This is a genomic window from Sporolactobacillus caesalpiniae, assembly GCF_040513385.1.
In the GTDB taxonomy this organism is placed as follows: Bacteria; Bacillota; Bacilli; order Bacillales; family Sporolactobacillaceae; genus Sporolactobacillus.
Genome location: NZ_JBEVCB010000006.1, coordinates 150,572 through 173,412, shown reverse-complemented (window position 1 = coordinate 173,412; position 22,841 = coordinate 150,572). Strand labels below are relative to the sequence as shown.

The window sequence follows — 22,841 nt, the reverse complement described above, 5'->3', positions numbered from 1 at the left end:
ACATAAAAACACCCAAAGGATACAGTTAATCCCGTTGGGTGTTTTTTATTTGTATTGTCTCGTTTATTCTTGCTTTTCTTTTGCGCGCCGCACTTCCAGATCACGAAGTGCCGAGCGCATGATCTTGCCAGACACTGTCTTTGGAAGTTCGGAAACGAATTCAATCGCTCTTGGGTATTTATAAGGGGCCGTTTGTTTTTTGACGAATTTTTGCAGCTGAGGGATCAGTGCTTCATCCTCAGTATAGGTGTCTTTTAATACTACGAAGGCTTTGACAATATTGCCGCGGATCGTGTCCGGACTTGCGACAACCGCACAATCCTTAACTGCATCATGCTTCAGAAGCGCATCTTCAACTTCAGCAGGTCCGATCGTGTAGCCAGAACTGATGATTACATCGTCGCGCCTGCCTTGAAACCAGAAATAGTTGTCCTTGTCTCTCGATGCTCGGTCGCCAGTTAGAAAATAGTTGCCGATAACGGCCGCTTGGTAACGATCCGGTTGCTGGTAATAAGTCTTGAAGAGGGCGGGAAAGTCTCGGCGCACAGCGATATTACCCACAACGCCTTCCGGCACCTGGTTCCCGTCTTCATCAATGATTGTGATGAATTCGTCAAGTATGGGCTGCCCCATAGAACCGATCCGCACATCCTTTCCGACGAGTGTACCGATGAGTAAGGTGCTTTCTGTCTGACCGTAGCCGTCTTTAAGCTGAATGTCAAAAGTGTTTTTGAAAATATCAATAACGCCTCGGTTCAGCGCTTCACCAGCGGAACATGCGGTATGAAGGTTTGACAAATCATAGTCAGCTAAATGATCGACCTTTGACATGAGTCGATATTCAGTTGGTGTGCAGCAGAGGACGTTAACTTTATAATCTTGGAGAAGCTGCAGCTGTTTTTCCGGATGGAAACGGCCACAATAAACGAGACCGGTAACCCCTTTGCCAAGTACTGAAAGGAACGGACTCCAGATCCATTTTTGCCAGCCTGGACCTGCAGTTGCCCAAACCGTATCGCCCTCTTTAATGTTCAGCCAGCGTTTCGGAGCAATTCTGATATGCGCATATGCCCAAGCGTGCGTATGCACAACTCCTTTTGGCGTGCCTGAAGTTCCTGAAGTATAAGTTAAGAAGGCCATGTCATCTTTGTCTGAATCCACAGTGGTATATGAATCAGAGGCATTCTCCATGAGCTGATCCATGGAGAGCCATCCATCTGTATCACCGGCGACAGAAATCTTATGTCGCAGCGAAGGCATCGCTTCCTGAATGTGGTCAACTTGATCGGTATAATCCTTGAATGTGATGATCGCTTTTGCCGCGCCCTGATTGATACGAAAGCTGATGTCACCGGAACGAAGCATTTCGGATCCGGGGATCACCGCAATTCCTGCCCTAAGCGCACCTAAATAGATAACATAAGCATCAACGATTCTAGGGACAATCGTCATGACTTTATCGCCTTTTTTGATGCCTAATTGATTCAAGGCATTGGCAAAACGTTTTCCTTTTTGAATTAATTCATGATAGGTGACGGTTCGTTTTTCGCCATTTTCACTTTCCCATCGCAGCGCAATTCGATCGGAATCAAAACGGTCAATTTCACTTGTTAAATTATACTTCTGTGGTGCAATGAGATCTGTCAATTCCATAAGCTTCCGCTCATCTCCCTAGATTTTTTCTTGAGCGAGAAAACTCAAGATCAGTGTTTATATCTTAATATTAATACCTGGTGCTAAATATTACAACTTTTTTCACTTATTTATTTTTATTGATTACTTGCGCGAGAGCTTCGCCGAATGCTTGTGAACTACGCGTGATTTCTTGCAGATTATTATCTACTCCGCCAATTTCAATAAGAATTGCATTCTTAGAGAGGTCTTGATTGTAGATCCCGTTTCCTGTTAGTTTTGTCTTGCCGACAATGCCGCGAACAAGATCCGGATACTTCTTATCCAATTCTGTTTTTACCTTTTTGGCCAGATAAAGATTGGCTGAGTAGTTAGGATTTGCCTCGCCAATGATAATGCTGATACGGGCATAGGACGTGCCGCCGATCTTCATCGTTGTGATGCTTCTTCCTGAAGAATCACGATGAATATCTATTAGATAGTTCAAGCTCGGCGTTTGTTTCAGAGCATTCTGCACTACAATCCTTGACTTCTGATAAGCCTCATTGTAGCCCCAACCTTGTTTTACCTTTTGGATATAGCCAACACCATTTTCATTTAATGTTTTTCCGATAATTTCTCCATCTTTAACCACACTCTTTTGCGGTTCTGTATATGTGGAATCTTTCCCGTTGTTTATCGGCTTGTACGATTCCCACGGATGCGTATGATAGATAAGCACTGTCTTTTTTAGTTTTTCATTTGACTTGTTTGTGTCACTTTGCTCCGGTTTCTGCGGTTTCGGAGTATCAATATTAATGGACGGTGATGGCGGATTGTCTTTTGGCAGATTATTGTAGTTTAATCCTTTTCCAGCGACGAAAATGCGTGTGTTATAAATAGTAAAGCCAGGCAGCTCTGATCCGAACAAGCTGCGGTTATCATCAAAACGAAGGTCAGTCATCAACTCAAATAGGAGATGATAGACGGTTTTCGGACGATCCTTTTCCTTGATCGCGTGGTTATACACCACGTTTTCATTTCCAAAGGTTTCACTTAATAAAATTTTTGCCGGCCAATCTGCTTTTTGCATCGCGTCTTGAATGAAACCGATCTTGATTTGGCTTACCGTGACAAGAATAGCCATACCATAGATCAGGATCAGGACAAAGAGGTACTGGAATAAAAGTGAATGGTTTATGGAAGATTGTGTGTTTAGTGGTGGATTGATTCTTTTCAAGCTTGTCCCTCCCAATCCTCTGAGAAATTCATGCTGCTCTATTAATCTATGATTGAGAGGGGAAAAGATAGACATGTTTTTTCTAGTTCATGACTTTTCTTCAATGAGAATGTCTATGTAAATGAATTTTTACATATTATTTACAAAAAATGCCTTTTTCCGACGCTCATTTCCATAAATACTAAGTAGGGATACGAGCCTATGACAATCGGAGGGGTACGATTGAAGAACATCTTTAGAAGGAAAGCATCTTGGCGTCATCTGACAATCAGTATGAAATTTTCAGTTGGATTGTGGATTGTTTTACTGATTATGCTCATTTCTGCGGTCACATCGACTGTGCTGCTTTATCACACGATGCAAAGAGCGGAAGACGCGCGGGTGGCAGGGGAGCGAGCGGCGCAAATCACCGAAATCGGTTCGCTCTTTCGCTCAAAAGATTCACGCGTTGTTGATTATCTGTTGGAGCCTGGTGATCGTGCGGTGAAACTGTATTCTCAGGATCAATTGAAATTGACTAGGGCAGAGAAAAAGTTGAAACCATACATGAAAACAGAAGAACAAAAAAAGTGGTTTTCGCAGATTATGAGTGAGGACGCACGCACGTTCAACCTTTTTCAGAGTGAGTTCGTGCCGGCGGTTCTGATGAACGATAAAGAGAAGCTGATGCAAATTCACAAGGAGCAAAATCAAGTTCAAGAGAGAACTCTGGAGCTTGTGAATCGGTTGCGTACATCTGTGATTAATGAAGAGCAGCAAGCGATGGAAAATGTTCAGAAACAAGTAAAAGGATCCATGCTGTTTCTAGCAATAAGTGTCATTTTCTCTATTTTAATTAGTGCATGGATAACGTGGCGGATCAGTAGACAAATCAAAGCATCTTTTAAGCGCGTCATTGATTCGACAGAAAGAATCGCTTGCGGTGATTTAAGAAATCATGGGCAAATCATACATAACAAGGATGAACTAGGATTGATTTCGGATTCAATTGAAAAAATGAAACGCAATCTGCTTGAAATGATTCAAACCATGGTGCAGGCGGCTGAAATGACAAAAAACAGCGGACAAGCCCTAATTCGTTCGACCCGATCCGTTTCACATGAAAGTAAGGAGATGACCAACACCACAACTCAGCTTGCCGAAGGATTTGAAAATCAGGCGCGCAATGCCAGTCATATCGCAAAATTTACCGAAGAGTTCATGAACCGGCTGGAGTTGGAAATCAAAATGCTGTCCACGGTGCTCCAAAAAGCGCTTAACGCATCGGACTTGACTGAAAAAGGAAAAGTGCTGATTGCGCGATCACAAGAGAATATGCGCCAAATCGAATCAAGTGTACTTGACTCGCGTAACAAAATGGGACGTTTCAAGCTTCAATTAAATGATCTATCAAAGTTGGTGGAAATGGTCGATCATATTGCCAGCCAGACCAATTTGCTTGCGTTAAACGCGACGATTGAATCGGCACGAGCGGGAGAAGCAGGAAAAGGATTCAGCATTATCGCCGAGTCAATTCGGAAGCTGTCCATACAAACTTCGGAGTCTGCGAAAGAGATGACGGCTATGTTAACTGGTGTTAACCTTGGATCAGAAACAGTTGACAAGGCACTTCTGTTAAACCGCGAACAGGTACAGTCGGGAGTTAAGCAAATCACGCATACTGGGGATGCTCTAAGATCAATTAATCATGAGGCACAAGAAATTCGAGAAAACATGAATGAATTGTCATTACGTCTTCATGAAGTCAGTGCAATCGGTTTGCAGATGAAGGAGTCTATTGCTGCGGTAGCTGCAGTCTCTCAGGAATCATCAGCAAGTGTATCGCACGTCAATCAATCGATGAGCCATGTTGAGAAAACAATGGATGGTTTTGTAGATGAAGCGCGTGCACTCGCAGAAACCTCAGAACGTTTTGAACAATTGATTCAACGATTTAAACTATGATTAACCCAAATAAAGGAGTTCCCGACATCATGGGAACTCCTTTTAATTTCATGACTGTGTCTTATTAGTTAACCGATGCGGACTGAAGATCCGTTACAAGGGATCCGACATAAGCAACAGCATTGCGAATGGTTTCTGGATTTAGAATGTCGACCTGTGCTTTTTCAATCAGTTCTTGAGGTGTGATTCTGCCGCCTTCTTTAAGGACCGACAGCCAACGATTAACAGCCGGTTCTCCTTCTTGTTCGATTTGCTTGGCAACAGCGGTCGCCACAGTCAGCCCTGCGGAGTAGGTATAGGAGTACAATCCAGAGTAATAGTGTGGTTGCCGCATCCATGTTAAACCGTCGCGCGCGTCAAGCTGAACAGAATCGCCCCAGAACCCTTGAAGTGTCTCATTGAATAATTCGGTGAGTGTTGATGCTGTCAATGCTTCGCCTGCTTCAGCGCGGCGAAAAACGTTACGCTGATAGACACCTTCCAGCAGATGCGTAACAAAATTATGGTAATAGGTGCTGAGTAAACGTTCGGTAACCGATTTTTTCATTTCTTCTGAAGTAGCATTTCTTTTTAAGTATTGAGCAAGAATCAGCTCATTCATTGTTGACGGTGCTTCGATGAAGAATAGCGACGGACGATAATTGGCTAATTTCTGATATTTTTGCGCGAGCATGAAATGACCGGCATGACCAAATTCATGGGCAAGTGTTAAAATGTTGCGGATATCTCCGGTCCATGTCATCAGAATATACGAATGAGTGCCATAGGGAGAGGAGCAGAATCCTCCTGTAGATTTACCAACGTTATCAGCGTAATCAACCCAACGGTTGTTTAATCCTTCTTCAATAATCGTATGATATTCCGGCCCCATAATTTTTAGTGCCTCAAGAATTGCCAGCTTACTGTCTTCAAACGTTGTTTGTGGATTTGAAGTATCAATCGGAGCGAGCAAATCCGCGTACGTCATTTTATCGAGACCAAGCGCTTGCCGCTTCAGTTCAGCGTAACGCTGCATATGAGGCGCGAGTTCTTTGTAAATAATATCAAGTTGATTGTTGTACATTTGTTCGCTGACAAGTTGACGCTGAAGCAAATAATCGGTAGCTGTCTTGTATCCGCGCAGTTTGGCTACAGCGACAGTTTTCGCTACTTCTGCCGCATAGACAGAAGCAAACGTATTTTTGTAAGCATCCAGTGTTTTGGTAAACGAATCATAGGCGTTTCTTCTAAGTATCGTGTCTCTCGTTGATGCATAACTATTTTCATAAAGTGTGAACGACATCGGTACCGTTTTTCCGCTGCCGTCTGTAACCGGAAGAAACTGCATATCCGCAAGCTTACTGCGCGTATAGATCGTGTAAGGAGCTTCCAGGACCTCTGATAACGCCTTGATCGTTTTCTCCGCTTCCGGATGAAGCCGATAAGGTTTTAAAGCGAACAGCTTACGGAAATAGGGACGATATTCTTTAAGGCCCGAAGCATTCTGCTCCAAGATACTCAACTGGTTCTCATCCAGATTCATTAATTCATCCTCAAAAAAGGAAAGTGTCGTATCAATTTGTGCGTTTGCGGCATCTACACGGGCGGAGTCTGCCTGATTCTCTGAGTTGCTGCTGTCTGCGGATTGTTTCAGGCTAACATAAGTGGAAAGTCGCCACAATCGGGCTGAAAAATCAAAATAATCTTCTAAAGCGCGCAAGAGAGACGGGCCGTTTGCAGCCAGTTTACCTTTAATACTTGCCAATTCACTTACCTTTTCGAGTAGTGCCTTTAGTTCGGTCACGAACGCATCTCGTGTTGGAAAAAGATCGGTCAGGTTCCATGTTTTTTCAGTCGGAACTTGATTTCGTTTCAGTCGTTGATCCATACTTAGTCCTCGATTCGTTAGTATTAGTATTAGTTTACCACAGAGCGCTGTATCCTAACGCAACAGCTTAAGCACATCAGAACAGCGAGAAAGAAGTTTAGACATTCACAACTTATTATTATATACTAACTAACATAATGTAATTAATGATTTAAACAGATAAGCGAAATTTAATCTGGAGGGGTCACAATGAATTTTCACGAAGTGCCGAATACGTATGTAGATCAAATTTTTCTATTTGTGAGGAATTTGCAGCGTTCTAAGGATTTCTATTCGGGAATGCTCGGATTGAGTATCCTACAACAAAACCAGCAGGCAATTACATTTTCTGCAAACGGAACTGATCCTTTGCTTACGGTTGAGCAACCTGTGGATGTGCTGCCGCCCAACAGACGAAGCGCGGGACTTTATCATTTTGCAATGCTTGTTCCATCGCGAAAGGATCTTGCAGCGGTAACCGCGCATTTACTGAAAGAAGATTATCCGCTTGTTGGTGGGGCAGATCATGCAGTCAGCGAAGCTTTATATTTGGAAGATCCTGACGGAAACGGAATTGAAATCTATCGTGATCGCCCGGCGGATGAATGGAAATGGGAAAATGGCAAGGTGCTTATGCTGACAGAAGCGATGGATGAACACTTGCTTGATGAATTAAATGGGGAACCATGGAGCGGATTACCTAAAGAAACAAAAATGGGGCATCTCCATCTCCAAGTTGCAAATCTGAAAGAAACCGAGAAATTCTATGTGGAAGGACTCGGGTTTAACTTAGTTGCCGCTTATGAACCCTATGCCGATTTCATATCAACCGGCGGCTATCACCATCATCTGGGGTTGAATGTTTGGAACAGCAGAGGGGTTCCGGTGCAGGAAGGCATACATGTCGGGTTAAATTACTATCGTCTCGTCTTTCCAGATATTCAAATGCGCCATGAAGCGATTGATCGTTTGCTAAAATCAGGCGTATCCATTGAACAAACAAACGAGCGTATGTTTGCTAAAGATCCATCAGGAATCAAGTTTGAACTGGGAATTTAATAAATGGAAACTGTAAAACCGCCCAATATGGGCGGTTTGTTAATTTTGTTCATTTAATTCAGGTTGTTGAGTCAAAATCAGCCGTTCGTAAAAAGTGGCTAATGAAGTGCAGAAGTAAGGGACGAGCCAAAGGTACATCCAAATGCTTCCAATAATACCGATTGCGAGAAATAAGTAGCCGATTAAGTCATTAATCATAAAGCCAATCAATCCTGCAGCAATAATTCCGCCTAGGGTCGGGACAATCGACAAGAGCCACCAACCAATGAAACTCAATCCAAGAAGAAACAGTTTCCATTTATGGCCCTTCATTAACCGTTTGCTTTCCTTAATCGCTTTACTTGCCGAATAGTCCGGATGATCCTTTAAAATGAAATAGGTCTGGGAATAGGAAAAGGATTTGATGATGCCGGGGATGATAAATAATAAAATCCAAAGACACAAAAGAATGGCCATAAGCACATACGTCCAAACAAGCTTAACAATCATTTTTCCGTGTTCATAACCAAAAAATAGAATTTTCATTTTTGGCGTTTGATCGCGAATTAGGTCCAAGAAGTACCAATAGAAACCAAACTGCATCGGAATAGTGATGATAAAATAAATTAATTGGAAAATATCGGAAAGTGGTGGAGAATCCGTTTGATTTATCCAATTCTCGAACCCTCCGGACAGTGAACTATCAATCACAGTCGGTGGCAAAGCAGAGATTAAAAAGAAAACGAATACGAAAAACCCACTCGAGACAGAGTACCCTTGGAGAGACGTTCGTGCATCTTCCTTAATTCTAGAAATCCACATTTAATGGAATCCCTCCTTACAATTAAGATACGATCAAGGCTAACATAATCAAATTCCTAATGGTTTATTAATTCGATCTTGAACGTATTGTAACACAAAGCGTTTCTGAAAATAAAATGAATCAATTATTCCTATTATATAGAAGTCATCGGCGTTTTTTCATATAATGAGCAATGGGGCAAAAACTTTTGATCATAAAAAAAGTAGAACTGTAATCATTAACGATTCATTACTTTTTTTCTGCAAAGAGGAGGATCTTTAGTTGGGTGATATACATACTTTAGACAAGAGTGAATTGGTTGAACGTTATTCGAAATTAGAAGAAAAGTATGCTGAATTTAAGAGCAAGAATCTTTCGTTAGATATGTCTCGCGGAAAACCAAGTCCGGACCAGCTTGATCTTTCATCAGATCTTTTCAGCATTTTAAACACGAACACAATAAAAACAGTTGATAACAACGACATTCGCAACTATGGGGGAGTGGACGGCATACGAGAAGCAAAAGACTTGTTTGCTGAAATTCTTCACGTGCGACCTGCAGAAGTTATTATTGGTGGTAATTCCAGTTTAACGATGATGTATGACACGATTTCGAGAGCCTTGCTTAAAGGTGTTCTAGACAGCGATCGCCCATGGGGGAAGTTGCCTAAAGTAAAGTTCTTGTGTCCAAGTCCTGGTTACGATCGGCACTTTGCGATTTGCGAATCGCTTAATATTGAAATGATCACCATTGACATGCTTGATGACGGACCGGATATGAATAAAATTGAAGAACTGGTCAGCAAAGATGATGCGATAAAAGGAATTTGGTGTGTCCCAAAATATAGCAATCCTGAAGGGATTACATACAGTGACGAAGTCGTAAACCGCTTTGCGACAATGAAAACGAAAGCAGAAGATTTTAAAATCTTCTGGGATGATGCCTACACTGTACATCATTTAACGAATGAACACCCGCATCTAAAGAATATACTGCAAGTATGCAAAGATGCAGGACATCCGAACCGGGTTTTTATCTTTGCATCGACATCAAAAATAACATTTCCAGGGTCCGGAGTAGCGGCGATGGCAGCAAGCGAGGAGAATATTCAATTTATCCTGGAACAACTTTCTGCGCAAACAATCGGACCGGATAAGATTAACCAATTACGGCATGTGCGTTTTTTGAAAAATTTAGATCATATCAATGAACATATGAAGAAGCATGCAGAATTAATTAAACCCAAATTTGATCTTGTCTTGCGTGAACTTGACTCACAACTAGGCGATAAGCATATTGCTTCATGGAGCAAGCCAAAAGGCGGCTATTTTATCAGTTTAAATACACCAGATGGTTGTGCAGCCGAAGTGGTTAAGCGCGCGGCGGAAGTCGGCGTTAAATTAACAAAAGCAGGGGCGACTTTTCCATATGGTAAAGATCCAAAAGATCGAAACATTCGAATTGCCCCAACATACCCGTCGTTAGCAGAATTGAAAGTGGCAATTGACGTGTTATGCCTTTCTGTCCAAATGGTGAGTATAAAGAAGCTTTTGAACGATTAATAAATCCAAGGGTGAACTATGTTCACGACCATTTATTTATAAATTAAAAGTGCGCTAAACCAAATGAGGTTTAAGCGCACTTTTTTCAACTTAGCATGACAGCAATAAAGCATTAAATGAAGAGCTTTCTAATAATTCTCATTCATGGAAATTCAATTTGTAAAAATAGCTTTTAATTTAATTTCTTTGATGAACTAAGCGTAGGCTGTTTAATATAACAAGCAAAGCAGCACCTGTATCGCTGAATACAGCGAGCCAAAGTGTCAGCCAGCCCGGAAAAATCAAGAACAACGCAGCTGCTTTAACAATTAATGCAAAACTAATATTTTGTTTAATTATTTTTAGTGACTTTTGACTTAAGGAAATGGCAAATGGCAATTTCTCCAGATTATCAGCCATAAGTACAAGATCCGCTGTTTCCATTGCTGTATCCGTTCCTGCGCCGCCCATAGCGATACCGAGGTCGGCACTGGCAAGAGCCGGTGCATCATTAATCCCATCACCAACCATTGCCGTTTTAAGTCCGGAAGCTTGTAGCTTCTTAATTGATGTGACTTTATCTTCTGGAAGCAGGTCAGATAAATAACGTGTGATACCTGCTTCTTTTGCCACTTGCTCAGCCGTTTTCTGGTTATCACCGGTCAGCATCACCAAATCATGAATGCCTATTTTTTGCAACTTATTTAGAGCTGAGCGCGTTGTTTTTCTGATGGTGTCCGAAACGCCAATGACGCCAATCAATTTTTCATCTGTTCCAATCATGACCAGAGTCTGACCAGATTCCAACAATTTCTGAGCCTGAGCATATTCCTCTATAGTGCCGACTCCTTTTTCACGGAACAGTTTCAGACTGCCAGCATAATAAATCGTTCCTGATATATCTGCTTGAACACCTTTTCCGGGGATATTTTGATAATTTTCTCCGGCCAGAGCGAGGCTATTTTTTTCATTTGCATAAGCTGACAGACAACGAGCAATTGGATGCGTTGAGTAGTCTTCAAGTGTCTTAATCAAAGACATCAGATGGTTTTGATCGCTAGTAAAGGCAATAATGCTAGCAACCTTTGGCTTGCCTTCGGTAATGGTTCCGGTTTTGTCAAACGCAATCGCTTGGATTTGACCGGCTTTTTCCAGAAACGCGCCGCCTTTGATCAGGACGCCCTGTTTCGCTGCATTGCCAATTGCAGAAACAATAGCTACAGGGGTTGAAATGACGAGAGCGCAAGGGCATGCGACCACGAGCAGTTCTAACCCTTTATAAAACCATGATCCCCAAGTTCCAATTCCGATCATTGGAGGAATAAGCATGACTGCAACAGCTAGAATAAATACAATAGGTGTATAAATACGTGCAAATCGATCAACAAATGTTTGAGTCGGTGCTTGTTTTTCCTGAGCTTCTTCGACCATTTGAATGATCCGGGCAATGACAGTATTCGTCGACAATTTAGTAACCCTGCATTCAAGTGTTCCATTTTCATTCAATGTCCCGGCAAAAACAGCATCTCCCTGACTTTTGTCAACAGGAATGGATTCTCCGGTAATTGGTGCCTGGTTGACGCTTGATTCACCCTTAATAACCGTACCATCCAGTGGGATGCGTTCTCCAGGTTTCACGATCATGGTTTCACCAACAGTGACTGTACTCACTATTTTTTTTGCTATTGAATCTCCAGATAGTATCCATGCTTCTGCAGGGGCAACTTTCATTAAATCCCCAATAGACCGACGTGTCTTTTCAACAGAACGATTCTCTAGAACAGCGCCTAAAGCAAACAACCAAACAACGGTAGCTGCTTCGAGCCATTGATTAATGAATAGAGCACCGATGGCTGCCGCAGACATGAGAACGTTCATATCAAGCGAACGGCTTCTCAAAGCGTAATAAGCACTTCGCAATGGCTGATGTCCACTTATGATAAGAGCGATACCATATAAAGCAGTTGGCAGAACAGATGTTATCTGAGTAAAAGACAGGACAAATCCGGCAGCAATACAAAGACCGGAAATCAGGATTTCTAAACGTGATTTATGAGAATGGACATGCTGGTCGTTTTCTTGTTCGTCGTGTATATCTGGTAACGTCTGATACCCCAATTTCTTAACTTCCTGCTGAATGCGTTCAGCAGAGAGGGTATGGCTGATCGACATTTTACCGGATGAAAAATTCACCTCGACGCTCTGTACCTCAGGGAACCGATTCAGATGTTTCTCAATGGATTTTGCACAAGCGCCGCAATCCATTCCTTCGATTCTATAAATATCCAGGACATTTGTCTTAGTTTGAGAATTCAAAACTTCAGGCTTTACACGATAGCCAAGTTTGCTTAACTGTTTTGGAATAGGGGAAAGCCTGCTTGCATCTGAATAAGCAACACGCATTTTTCCTGTGCTGTAGTGCACCTGAACGGCTGTTATTCCGGGAATCTGTGACACGCTTTTTTCAATCGTTCGTGCACAAGCCGGGCAATCCATTCCACTTATTTGATAAACTGCCGAAGAAAGGTTGCGATCAAGAGGAGGTACCTCTTTTAGAATATGCTCGTCTTCGCCATCGCAACAATCGTCTGAGCAGGAATCCTTGTAGTGTTCATTTTTGCAACAATCGTCATCACAGTGACTATCATTTTCTTCATCATGACAGCAGTCATCATGGCTGTCTGTACAGCAATGACAGTTATCCGGTTTTATCGCAAGATTTCCACTCGTCTCATAGCATTTACAGCAGTTGCATTTTGCTTCAACACATTCCCGCACTTCTTGATGCTCACATGTTGAGCAGTTACATTGCTTATTGAAATCACGAATAGGGGTTAATTGTATCGGTTTCATTTTAAATCAGACATCTCTTTTCTATTTTTTATGCCATAGCCTCGCTATTAGGAATTTCTTTTGATGCTTGATGCCTGAATGCTAGGTGTACAAGCTGACGGACATAATCGTCATCAAGGGAATAATAAACGAATTTTCCATCTTTACGTGATTGGGCAAATCCGATTTTCTTTAGTAAACGCAAATGGTGGGATGCGGTTGCTTTAGAACAGCCAACAATAGCACATACATCACAAACACACAGTTCTTTCTCAAGAGCCAATGCGTGGACAATCGTTATTCTGGTTTGATCAGCTAAAATTTTAAACAGATCCGCAATCTCATTGGGGTTATTCTTTTCCAGATCTTTTCTGACACGCATCACTCTGTCTTTGTGAATACAAGTAACCTCACAAATATCCTGTGGTTTATTCATTTCAAGTCCTCCAATCAAATGATTGTTTGACTATAGTATACAAAATGATAAACAAATATTCAAATGATCGTTTGACTGTTTGCGGATGCAGAAAGCATAGGTGATTGGGTTCATGTGTTGAATTAGATTGTTTAAAAATCCCGAAAAAAAAAGCAGCCAAATCGGCAGCAATGAAAAATGCAGAGGAGAGAACGCATTAATTTATTTCGAAAAGGATGTTTTGGTTAAGTATAAGATCAAATATGGTGATATGGGGGAATGACATAGGATTGCAAGCGGGAATCTGGACGTGCTACCGAGAAATTTTAATTTGTGTTAACGAACATATACTTAGACAAATCCATAAATAAATGTAGTTCAAAGTATTGGATTGTATTACGAAACTACATGTCAGTAAATTAGTTGAAGAGTAACCGATATTTTTTATTTTGGATTCAAGGAAAGCAAATGATATACAAGTAGAGCATTTTTCTATGAGTTTATATAAAAAAGAGATGTGTAATACGCCTGGATATTACTACGTAAAATATAATTTTGACGAAGTAATATGGTGATGTGTTTTGAAGATTGTCTTTATTAACCTATTTTTGACATCACTGTTTCCATGACATGCTGTTTGATCTTTTGCGCATCACTTATCAATTTTATCCCTTGTTCCTGATAACTCTTTGTAATTGTTTTATCTTTAACGGTCGATAAATTTATTATCACAGTCAACCAAGCAGATTGAATTGCCGCATCCAATGAAATTACTGCAACACCGAGATCTGAGATCACATTCTTATTGAATTGATTAGAAGCATCTTCTAAAATACTCATCGCATCATGGCAGCTTTTCATTAAATGAAGCGGAACTTCCGCAGCCTGAACTGCCGCGCTCTGCAGCTGCGCCGTACGTTCAGTACGCTCTTCAGCAGTTTGTTTTGGCAATTTCAGTGCTGCCATAAAACGGCTAAACGAATCCATATCTTGTTGAGCAAAGCATTCAAAATCATGAATTGCTTTCTGAAGATTTGCAGCAATTTCATTCATCTTTGTTTGTACTTGTGTAAATTTTGGCCCTGTTGACAGATTTGCAACCATAGCGCCCATAGATGCGCCCAAAGCAGCACCTAATGCAGCAATACTGCCTCCACCGGGTGTCGGTGCAGAAGAACTTGCCGCTTCAATGAACTGGCCGATTTGCTGATCAAAGACTTTCACTGAGTTGCACCTCTCTTTTGTTTTCATTTGCTTGAAGGCGCACCGCTTTTAATAGATTTTCAAATAAAATCATTGTCGTTACCTTCCCTACTCCGCCTGGTACCGGAGTAGCCGCGTGGACAATCTCTGAAACTTCAGGTTGAACGTCGCCAACAATACCACCTTGTATCTCATTAATACCTGCGTCAACGACAACTAGGTCTTGGTGAACCATGTCTGTTGTAACTAAGTTAGCTTTTCCCACAGCAGAAATTAATATGTCAGCTTTCTCAATCTGTTCCTGTAAATTATTGGTATACACGTGACAGACCGTTAGTGTTGCATTTGCGCGCAGCAAGAGCTGAACAAGCGGTTTACCAACTGTTTCACCACAACCAATCAATACAACATTTTTCCCTTTTAATGGATAACCAAAGTAATTAAGAATACGAATACATGATTGAGGTGTAGCTGGATACAATCCTTCATCACCAGTAAAGCACGCCAGTTTATTTGCCGGAGACAGACCATCAACATCCTTTTCAGGAGCGATGGCAGCAGCTAACTTTTTCGCATCAAGATGTTTCGGAAGCGGTAATTCAAGAATAATTCCATGAATTGAGGAACAGCGATTCAGCCATTTGATTTTTGCCAGCAGTTCAGTCTCAGTAACTTGCGGATGTACCGATGTGAGTAAATAGCGAATGCCCAGTTTCCGAGCGATGTTTTCTTTTACTTTGGCGTAGCATTCAGATGCAGGGTCTCCTTGAACGATGATTACAGCAATTGTCGGATCAATTCCCTTTTCTTTCATACTCTTTACTTCCGTGACCAAGTGTTCAGAGATCTGTTTTGCTAGAGCTTTTGTTTGTAACAGTTTTCCCATTGGTTATGCCTCCATAAGCAAATAAAAAAAGCATCTGGATAACAAATAAGTTTCCAAATACTTTGCCCAGGCGTACGGCTAATCAAATAGTCACATGCTCCCTCATGGTTCTCCCATGCTACGCCAGTCACACATGATCTGTTAAATTCAATAACGAACAACTCATCTCTAACAATATAACACGATTAGTGTTGAAAATAAAATATATTTCATAGATAAATGATAAATGTCATAGACAAAAATAAATATAGTTCTCGTGAATGCCTGCAAGTATTCTTTTTTATCTTGATTACTTCGTAAAATATTGCTTTACTCGATCGTTTATGTTATGGTTAAATTACCATATAATACCATGTGATTGGAGTCTTTTATTATGGCTGATGAACGAGCGATGCATCTTTATGATCGAATCGATGAAAAAACGGCACAGCTGCCTTGGTATGTACGTGAATACGTAGACAAAAAAATGCGTATCATGTCGCCACGTTCATTATTGAATTACTGTCATGACTATCTTATTTTTTTTGATTGGCTGGTAGCCGAAGGCTTATATCAAGGAGCACGCGTGGATATTCCTTTAGATTGCCTTGAGAAATTAACACCACAGTCGATTGAAAATTTTCTTTCCTATTTACAGTTCCGACTTCAAAATGATAAATTCACAATAAATCGCAAGCTTTCATCTTTGAAATCGTTGTTTAATTATTTGCAAAATGTTGCGGAAACAAACGATCTTAAACCTTATCTCGTCCGGAATGTGATGGCGAAGATTGCTTTTAATAAAATCAAAGAAGACCAGGAAACAGTTGCTCAGAAAATGGCAGGAAAGATTCTCTGGAATGATGAATATGAAGCCTTCCGCCAATTTGTCGCACATAATTATCGAGACGTAATAAAGGATAATCAAAAATTGCTTAATTTTCATACGCGCAATGCTGAACGAGACACTGCCATTGTTTCGTTGATTCTCGGTTCTGGTCTCCGTCTATCAGAAGTCGTCGGACTTGATCTTCATGATGTTGATTTTCAAAAACGCATGGTGCGGGTGATTCGTAAAGGAAATAAAGAACAGTATGTTTTTTTTAGTGAGCAGGCTGGGCTTGATCTTGAGGACTATCTCGCCATTCGTAAGAAAAAGTATGACCTCCCCACTACGAACCAGGCCCTTTTTGTTGCTGCTTCGATGGGACCTAAAGGGACGACTCGCCGGTTAAGCGCTCGCGCGATAGAAAATCTAGTGAAAAAATACGCGATCGCATTTGGAAAGCCCTCGCTCTCCGTTCACAAATTACGCCATTCGTTTGCGACGCGTTACCAGGCAGAGAACAATGACATTCCCAAGCTGCGCCGGCAGCTTGGCCACTCAGCCATTCAGACAACGATGATCTATACGCATCTGTCGAACGATGAGCTGAAACGCGCGGTGGATCATATGGATGATCACTTTGATGAATCACAGGATCAGCAGTGAGTAAAACGAGCTGTCATTCTAGTTAACATAATTTATATTTTGTTAAAAAAAGCCTTGTTATACTTTACCGTTAACAAGGCTTTTGCATTATTATTGATTAACATGGACAATTGGGTAGAGCTGCTCCAACTTATGAATTTCATAGGTAGGCTGTTCATTAAGCTCATTTGTCAGGTTCTTGGCGTTGAACCAGCAGGTATCCAATCCCGCCTGACTGCCGCCATGAATATCAGAGATGAGCGAATCACCAATTATGAGTCCTTCATCTGCCGAAAAGTTCGTGATTCTCTCAAACACGTAATCAAAAAATTGATGATCCGGTTTATGGTAGCCGGTATCTTCGGAAACAAATATTTGTTTGAAACAATGAGACAGGCCCGCATCCCGTAAACGCTTATACTGAGTTTCTGCGACTCCGTTTGTCACGATGTACAAGTCGAACTTGTTTTTCAAGTTTTCAATTAGTTGTTGTGCACCGTTGACAAGCTGATGTCCCTCGCGCAGAAATCGACGATAATTTTGTTCCATTACGACTCCATCAAATGTTCTGCCAAAAGCACTAAATAGTTTGGTAAAACGGGTATTCACTAGTGTGTCGCGTTCAATTTTTCCGTTCTCAAAATCTTTCCACATGCCTTTATTCATTTCTTTATAGTAGCTTTCTATTTCTGGTGTCAGAGATAGCTCTTGACTCTCAAAAAGAAGATGCAGCGCCAAGTCTTCTGCCGCACCAAAATCAAGCAAAGTGTCATCGACATCAAAAAACAAAGTTGTATAGTGACTCATTGTTCCCCTCTCAATCCTGTCTCTTTATTCATCTATAAATGTTATCTGATTGTTTTCTAATGAAGCAATACGCGCTAAAGAGTACACGGAATACCCTGCCTCATCAAGCTTTGAGCGTCCATCTTGGAAAGACTTTTCAATGACAATACCAATTCCGGCGACAACGGCACCTGCCATTTCAATCAAGCGCGTCAAACCAAGCGAAGCCTCGCCATTTGCAAGAAAATCGTCAATGATTAAGATGCGGTCCTTTGCTTGAATCATACCTTCTTCAATATAGACCGAATTATGTACTTTCTTTGTATAGGAGTAGATTTTAGTTGTTAATGCCCCTTCGTTAAGTGTCAGTGGTTTTTTCTTGCGCGCGAATAAAACGGGTACACTTAATTCCAGACCGGTCATTAACGCCGGTGCAATCCCTGAAGACTCAATAGTCAGAACCTTAGTGATACCGGCATCAGCAAAAGCTTCAGCGAATTTTTTACCCACTTGCTTCATTAAAACAGGGTCAATCTGGTGATTCAAAAAACGGTCGACCTTCAAAATATCTGATTGGATCACCGTTCCTTCCTCTTGAATACGTTTTTTTAATTCATCCATTGATTTTAAGCTCTCCCCTTAATTCATTTAGCATGTGCGTTTCATTTGTCAAACCAACCCTTTTTTCGAAAAAAATAGTACATAATCAGAGCAATTAAAAACATCAATCCGAGCACAATAAAATAGCCATATTTCCAGTTGAGTTCTGGCATATTTGCAAAGTTCATGCCATAAATACCGACAATAAAGGTCAGCGGCATAAAAATAGTTGTAATTACCGTCAACGTTTGCATAATACTGTTTGTTCGATATGTAGTAAGCGACAGATAGCTGTCGCGGATGTCAGACGTAATTTCCAAATTTGATTCAATCATATGTGTTAATCGGCTTAAATTTTCATTCACATTACGTAAAAAGAGCTCATGTTCCTCGCTGGTTTGAATATACGACGAGCTGATCATTCGATTTATGATGTCCATGAGCGGTGTAATCACACGACGAAAACTGAGCAACTCACTGCGTAGTTGGAAAACGCGTCGATTCAGTTTATGCATGGGCTCTCTCTTCGCGTTCAAATCAAGATCATCAATTTTATCCTCAAGATCGTTTGCTGCCATAATGTATTGATCAATGAAACGACTCATGAGTCTGCGAAGTACATCATCTGGAATATTGTCCTTGGTGAACTGTTCGTCGGAACGACATTCATGCCAGATATCATTTAATCCTTTTAAATTATTTTTATGAAATGTGATAATCGATTGGTTTCCCACGTACAAAATCAGTTCATGTTTCTTAAGCGTATCCGGACTAATCACTTGCATTGACACAAAATAGCAGTCGTTAAATAGTTTAAGCTGCGGTCGATTGGAGCGATGCTGACTATCTTTGATTTGACGGTAGAATAACGGATTGAATTGTTTCAGCTGTTTCATTTCTTCCTCATCAGGGGCACTTAAATCAACCCAATAATAGTGAGCGTTCATCGCTTCTAAATCTGTAAAGGACAGATCAGTTACCGGATGCTCTTCTTTATTTTGTGCGAGGATACGTATCATTGAATTCAAAGCTCCTTTTAACAAAGCAAGTGTTTCGAATGAACAAATTAAATATCAAGAAATTCTCCATCTTTAATTTCGTGAAGAGCTCGATACAAGTCAGCCGGTATATGACCAGTGAGTGCGTCAATGGAATTGTAGACTTCCAATTTACGCTTATCCGGAGCCAAATCCTCAATTTCTTTTGGAAAAGGAATACTGCCCATGTTTTCGCCTGAAATTTTTTCCATAATTCTTTTCTTCAGTTCATTCTCGATTGACTGTTCAAGAGGAATTTTCTTTTGCTCTCGAATCAAAACGGCGTAGCGGCCATGTGTTGTTTCATAAACGATATAGGTCGTCAAAAGTGAATGGTTTTCATCATGTACACTGGCGGAAGCGAGTTCCCGGCCAATAAATCGCTTCCTTTTATAAAAACCATCTTCACCCTCAGAAACCTCAATATGCTCAAAGCCCTTTCCCTCACCGATCTTTGTGAAAAAACGAAGCGCCTGTACGATTGTAGCGGACAGATTCTTTCCGGAAACATCTTGAGCCTGATCAAATACCTCCAAATCAGCATCGGGAACATAAATGGTCTTATTTGGCATGATGATCTCCTTTACTTTTAATGGTCTATTTACTTTATACATATAAATATACTCGCTTTATACGTAGAATGAAAGCGATATGTACACTTATTATACATATATAACGCACATAACTATACGTATAATGTATGGACCTTTCAAAAAGCTGGAATCTGACTTTTTAGTAAGCGAGACGTTCGCTGTGCACTCTATTCGCATCATCAGCTTATAGAGAAGAACCGATAGGCCGTGATCTTCCAAATACGCGCAGCTGTTTTGAGTGATGAAGCAAATGATTCAGGTTCCATTCGGCGAGTTGCCACATCCTCTCTTGACTTCTTGAGAATGCAAATATATGGAACAAAACGTAAAGTCCCCATTCAAGACTGAAATCATCTGAAAAGAGATGCGCGCTCAAAGCACAATGAATGATGACCGAACTCTGCCACATGACTTCCCTGATTTATGTGATTGGCCGGTCAAATTAAGTTAATCTTTTCGTTTATCGTCAAGGTGCGGAAACGTATGGACACGAAGAAATAAAGCTAAAAGCGGATACAGCAAAAATGGCGCTGGACTTTTTAACTCCCGTTTCTAGAAAATAAAGAGCGGTATACTAATAACACCTAATGATTAGTTAACCGATGAATGTATGAATAAGGATCCTATAAAATTGTGCACAATCATTGGATAACAACCAAAAGGAAGTATTTGCAAATAAAATAGATCCTGATTAATCTCGTCATCCGTTTAGAAGGTACTGATCTTGTTATGTATCTCTATCAAAATAGCGAACACATTGATTAAACAAATGTTTACTTAAGTTTTATGTTCCCTGTAATGATCTCATTCATTACAATCAGAGTTAATCTCAGCGTCATTTAATTTTTTTAACAATTTGATAAGGTGCTTCTGTTCTTTTTTTGTCAGAACCTTAAACTGTTGCAAGAAGAACTGTTTCTGCTCCGGAACAACACGTTTATACATTTCTTTTCCTTTATCCGTCAATAATATGTACTTTGTTTTCCACTCTTGTTCGCGACAAATATAACCTTCTTTTTCCATTTTAATAATTAGTTGAGTAATATTTCCTTTCGTAAAGAACATTTTTTCTGCCAGTTCTTTTTGAGACATCCTTCCATTTTCACCAATTTTCACAAATACTTCATATTGGGAAATAGTTAAGTCCCAGTTTTTTAAGAAATGACTGTAGTATTTTAATTGACGATGATACGTTCTTGACAGTTGAGACCAAAGTTGAAGCCCTGTTTTTGCAGGCTTTTCTGATGAATATTCCATTGTGTTTATTTTCAATTAGTTTCACCTTTTTTGACATTACATCAGTTTAATGTTAAACTAACGGCAAGCCGAAAGAACATCAGGTTTGACCGTGTTGGTTTAGTCTTTAACCGATGGGGATCGGCTCTTATCTATATATCTATAACCTTAGTTTATCCCCGTTTTCACCATGATTCTTTTACGTATACTCACGGTTATGCGCAAACGCTTTATTCCTTATGGTTTAGTGCTTGATTTGTTGTTTCTTTTCGCTGTATAAGGAGGAGATTCACTATTAGTATGAACAAACAGTTCGAATCCGTTCAGAATGTTGCCAGACCCGATGTCCCCCCTCAGAAGAACAATCCGAAAAAATACTTAAAATTAATCACCATTGTTTCCACTTTTGGCGGGTTGCTCTTCGGTTATGATACTGGAGTAATCAATGGCGCACTCCCTTACATGGCAAGACCGGATCAACTTAATCTGAATGCTTTCACCGAAGGTTTAGTTGCAAGCTCCTTGCTCTTGGGGGCAGCGTTTGGTGCCGTGTTCAGCGGTCGGCTTTCTGATCATAAAGGAAGAAAAAAAGTAATCCTATATCTTGCATTTGTTTTCCTCATAACAACGTTGGGCTGTACATTTGCACCGAACGCAGAATTGATGATCTTTTTCCGTTTCTTACTTGGTCTTGCTGTCGGCGGAGCGTCGGTAACTGTACCCACCTTTCTAGCAGAGGTGTCGCCCGTTGAACTTCGTGGGCGGATGGTAACACAAAACGAACTAATGATCGTAACCGGCCAACTGCTCGCCTACACGTCAAATGCACTCATTGCTAATCTTTCCGGTGGATCAACACATATATGGCGCTATATGCTTGTGATGGCCACGTTACCTGCAATCGTACTTTGGATTGGCATGTTCTTCGTACCCGAAAGCCCAAGATGGTATGCTTCTAAAGGTAAATTGAAAAGCGCTTTGAAAGTTCTTCAAAAGATCCGTCATATAAATCATGCCAAACTAGAACTTGTTTCAATTAAGAAATCTATTCACACCGAACAGAAAATTAACAAAGCCTCATTTCGCGATCTTGGCACACCATGGGTCAGGAGAATTGTCTTCCTCGGTATTGGAATTGCTGTTCTTCAGCAAGCCACTGGTGTTAATTCAATCATGTATTATGGTACCCATATTTTGCAGAATGCCGGTTTTCAGATGGATGTCGCTCTGGTCGGAAACATTGTTAACGGTCTCATTTCAGTCATCGCCGTCATCTTTGGCATTTGGCTGCTCGGCAAGGTCAACCATCGTCCTTTACTAATAGTTGGGCTGATAGGAACTTCAAGTGCATTATTCTTGATCAGTATTTTTTCACAGACGTTGCAAGGATCGCCAGTCTTACCTTTTTTGGTCCTCAGTATGACTGTTATGTTTCTTGCCTTTCAGCAAGGCGCGATTGCACCAGTTACCTGGCTGATGCTTTCCGAAATTTTCCCACAGCGTTTACGCGGGTTTGGCATGGGTGTTACCGTGTTCTGTTTGTGGATCACCAATTTCCTAATTAGTCTCTTGTTTCCGGTAATGCTCGACTGGATCGGACTGTCCAGAACCTTCTTTGTCTTTTTTGTTTTCGGTATAGCTGGACTTATTTTTGTCAAATTCCTTTTGCCTGAAACAAAAGGGAAATCACTTGAAGAGCTTGAACTCTATTTTCGTAATAAGGGGCACAGTAAACAGAAAACAGTTAAGATTAGTGAAGGTGACTGAATCGAGCTAATAT

The 22,841-nt window shown here is 40.9% G+C and carries 18 protein-coding genes and 1 riboswitch; of the genes, 5 read left to right on the top strand and 13 right to left on the bottom strand.

All coding sequences use genetic code 11. The features are described from left to right. Positions 1-63: 63 nt before the first annotated feature. Together mbcS and spoIIP are read right to left on the bottom strand one after the other, a co-directional pair. Positions 64-1,653, bottom strand: coding sequence for an acyl-CoA synthetase MbcS (mbcS, locus tag ABWW58_RS13135; protein WP_353869558.1), 1,590 nt, complete (start codon positions 1,651-1,653; stop codon positions 64-66). A 106-nt stretch (positions 1,654-1,759) separates the two neighbouring features. Then, positions 1,760-2,851 carry a stage II sporulation protein P gene (gene spoIIP, locus ABWW58_RS13130; protein ID WP_353869557.1) on the bottom strand — a complete coding sequence of 364 codons (1,092 nt, stop codon included), beginning with the start codon at positions 2,849-2,851 and terminating at the stop codon, positions 1,760-1,762. 222 nt (positions 2,852-3,073) lie between these two features. Between spoIIP and ABWW58_RS13125 the strand changes: the two genes are divergently transcribed. Beyond that, positions 3,074-4,795 (top strand): methyl-accepting chemotaxis protein, encoded by a 1,722-nt coding sequence (locus tag ABWW58_RS13125; RefSeq protein ID WP_353869556.1) that lies wholly within the window; start codon positions 3,074-3,076, stop codon positions 4,793-4,795. 64 nt (positions 4,796-4,859) lie between these two features. Here ABWW58_RS13125 and pepF read toward each other — a convergent pair whose 3' ends face one another. After that, positions 4,860-6,662, bottom strand: a complete 1,803-nt coding sequence (pepF, locus tag ABWW58_RS13120) for an oligoendopeptidase F (RefSeq protein ID WP_353869555.1) — start codon at positions 6,660-6,662, stop codon at positions 4,860-4,862. A gap of 189 nt (positions 6,663-6,851) precedes the next feature. On the opposite strand from pepF, the gene ABWW58_RS13115 reads away from it, so the two are divergent. Next, the gene (locus ABWW58_RS13115; protein ID WP_353869554.1) at positions 6,852-7,700 is read left to right on the top strand and encodes a VOC family protein; all 849 of its coding nucleotides are present in this window, start codon (positions 6,852-6,854) and stop codon (positions 7,698-7,700) included. 39 nt (positions 7,701-7,739) lie between these two features. On the opposite strand, the gene ABWW58_RS13110 is transcribed toward ABWW58_RS13115, so the two are convergent. Next, positions 7,740-8,501 (bottom strand): DUF975 family protein, encoded by a 762-nt coding sequence (locus ABWW58_RS13110; protein WP_353869553.1) that lies wholly within the window; start codon positions 8,499-8,501, stop codon positions 7,740-7,742. Between the two features lie 262 nt (positions 8,502-8,763). Between ABWW58_RS13110 and ABWW58_RS13105 the strand changes: the two genes are divergently transcribed. After that, positions 8,764-10,044: an aspartate aminotransferase type Ic gene (locus ABWW58_RS13105; RefSeq protein ID WP_353869552.1), complete on the top strand. Its 1,281-nt coding sequence runs from the start codon at positions 8,764-8,766 to the stop codon at positions 10,042-10,044. A gap of 177 nt (positions 10,045-10,221) precedes the next feature. Here ABWW58_RS13105 and ABWW58_RS13100 read toward each other — a convergent pair whose 3' ends face one another. The 4 genes from ABWW58_RS13100 to ABWW58_RS13085 form a co-directional block, all read right to left on the bottom strand. Beyond that, on the bottom strand, positions 10,222-12,876 hold the full coding sequence (locus ABWW58_RS13100) for a heavy metal translocating P-type ATPase (protein WP_353869551.1): 2,655 nt from the start codon (positions 12,874-12,876) through the stop codon (positions 10,222-10,224). A 28-nt stretch (positions 12,877-12,904) separates the two neighbouring features. Then, positions 12,905-13,291 carry an ArsR/SmtB family transcription factor gene (locus tag ABWW58_RS13095; protein ID WP_353869550.1) on the bottom strand — a complete coding sequence of 129 codons (387 nt, stop codon included), beginning with the start codon at positions 13,289-13,291 and terminating at the stop codon, positions 12,905-12,907. A 576-nt stretch (positions 13,292-13,867) separates the two neighbouring features. After that, positions 13,868-14,494, bottom strand: a complete 627-nt coding sequence (locus ABWW58_RS13090; RefSeq protein ID WP_353869549.1) for a cyclodeaminase/cyclohydrolase family protein — start codon at positions 14,492-14,494, stop codon at positions 13,868-13,870. Beyond that, on the bottom strand, positions 14,481-15,359 hold the full coding sequence (locus ABWW58_RS13085; protein ID WP_353869548.1) for a bifunctional 5,10-methylenetetrahydrofolate dehydrogenase/5,10-methenyltetrahydrofolate cyclohydrolase: 879 nt from the start codon (positions 15,357-15,359) through the stop codon (positions 14,481-14,483). The genes ABWW58_RS13090 and ABWW58_RS13085 overlap by 14 nt, the downstream gene beginning before the upstream one ends. A 57-nt stretch (positions 15,360-15,416) precedes the next feature. Continuing rightward, positions 15,417-15,500, bottom strand: a riboswitch (ZMP/ZTP riboswitch). Positions 15,501-15,732: 232 nt separating this feature from the next. Here ABWW58_RS13085 and xerS point away from each other — a divergent pair. Beyond that, positions 15,733-16,830, top strand: coding sequence for a tyrosine recombinase XerS (gene xerS, locus ABWW58_RS13080; protein ID WP_353869547.1), 1,098 nt, complete (start codon positions 15,733-15,735; stop codon positions 16,828-16,830). Between the two features lie 90 nt (positions 16,831-16,920). Here the strand turns inward: xerS and ABWW58_RS13075 are convergent, their stop codons facing one another. The 5 genes from ABWW58_RS13075 to ABWW58_RS13055 all read right to left on the bottom strand — a co-directional run bounded on the left by ABWW58_RS13075 (position 16,921) and on the right by ABWW58_RS13055 (position 21,097). Continuing rightward, a complete protein-coding gene (locus ABWW58_RS13075) occupies positions 16,921-17,616 on the bottom strand; it encodes a YjjG family noncanonical pyrimidine nucleotidase (RefSeq protein WP_353869546.1) in 696 nt (231 codons plus the stop codon). Positions 17,617-17,640: 24 nt separating this feature from the next. Next, the gene (locus tag ABWW58_RS13070; RefSeq protein WP_353869545.1) at positions 17,641-18,216 is read right to left on the bottom strand and encodes a xanthine phosphoribosyltransferase; all 576 of its coding nucleotides are present in this window, start codon (positions 18,214-18,216) and stop codon (positions 17,641-17,643) included. Positions 18,217-18,257: 41 nt separating this feature from the next. Further along, complete coding sequence (gene corA / locus ABWW58_RS13065; RefSeq protein WP_353869544.1) at positions 18,258-19,214, bottom strand: magnesium/cobalt transporter CorA; 957 nt, start codon at positions 19,212-19,214, stop codon at positions 18,258-18,260. A gap of 47 nt (positions 19,215-19,261) precedes the next feature. Beyond that, positions 19,262-19,804, bottom strand: a complete 543-nt coding sequence (locus ABWW58_RS13060) for an EXLDI protein (RefSeq protein WP_353869543.1) — start codon at positions 19,802-19,804, stop codon at positions 19,262-19,264. Between the two features lie 825 nt (positions 19,805-20,629). Next, complete coding sequence (locus tag ABWW58_RS13055; protein ID WP_353869542.1) at positions 20,630-21,097, bottom strand: MarR family winged helix-turn-helix transcriptional regulator; 468 nt, start codon at positions 21,095-21,097, stop codon at positions 20,630-20,632. Positions 21,098-21,361: 264 nt separating this feature from the next. On the opposite strand from ABWW58_RS13055, the gene ABWW58_RS13050 reads away from it, so the two are divergent. Then, positions 21,362-22,828, top strand: a complete 1,467-nt coding sequence (locus ABWW58_RS13050) for a sugar porter family MFS transporter (protein ID WP_353869541.1) — start codon at positions 21,362-21,364, stop codon at positions 22,826-22,828. The last annotated feature ends 13 nt before the right edge of the window (positions 22,829-22,841 follow it).

What these genes read in the sequence shown, in the direction of transcription:
- xerS (WP_353869547.1), top strand. Translation starts at nt 15,733, where the DNA reads ATGGCTGATGAACGAGCGATGCATCTTTATGATCGAATCGATGAAAAA.
- ABWW58_RS13050 (WP_353869541.1), top strand. Translation starts at nt 21,362, where the DNA reads ATGAACAAACAGTTCGAATCCGTTCAGAATGTTGCCAGACCCGATGTC.
- pepF (WP_353869555.1), bottom strand. Translation starts at nt 6,662, where the DNA reads ATGGATCAACGACTGAAACGAAATCAAGTTCCGACTGAAAAAACATGG.
- mbcS (WP_353869558.1), bottom strand. Translation starts at nt 1,653, where the DNA reads ATGGAATTGACAGATCTCATTGCACCACAGAAGTATAATTTAACAAGT.
- ABWW58_RS13110 (WP_353869553.1), bottom strand. Translation starts at nt 8,501, where the DNA reads ATGTGGATTTCTAGAATTAAGGAAGATGCACGAACGTCTCTCCAAGGG.
- ABWW58_RS13060 (WP_353869543.1), bottom strand. Translation starts at nt 19,804, where the DNA reads ATGCCAAATAAGACCATTTATGTTCCCGATGCTGATTTGGAGGTATTT.
- corA (WP_353869544.1), bottom strand. Translation starts at nt 19,214, where the DNA reads ATGATACGTATCCTCGCACAAAATAAAGAAGAGCATCCGGTAACTGAT.
- ABWW58_RS13085 (WP_353869548.1), bottom strand. Translation starts at nt 15,359, where the DNA reads ATGGGAAAACTGTTACAAACAAAAGCTCTAGCAAAACAGATCTCTGAA.
- ABWW58_RS13075 (WP_353869546.1), bottom strand. Translation starts at nt 17,616, where the DNA reads ATGAGTCACTATACAACTTTGTTTTTTGATGTCGATGACACTTTGCTT.
- ABWW58_RS13095 (WP_353869550.1), bottom strand. Translation starts at nt 13,291, where the DNA reads ATGAATAAACCACAGGATATTTGTGAGGTTACTTGTATTCACAAAGAC.
- ABWW58_RS13100 (WP_353869551.1), bottom strand. Translation starts at nt 12,876, where the DNA reads ATGAAACCGATACAATTAACCCCTATTCGTGATTTCAATAAGCAATGT.
- ABWW58_RS13070 (WP_353869545.1), bottom strand. Translation starts at nt 18,216, where the DNA reads ATGGATGAATTAAAAAAACGTATTCAAGAGGAAGGAACGGTGATCCAA.
- ABWW58_RS13115 (WP_353869554.1), top strand. Translation starts at nt 6,852, where the DNA reads ATGAATTTTCACGAAGTGCCGAATACGTATGTAGATCAAATTTTTCTA.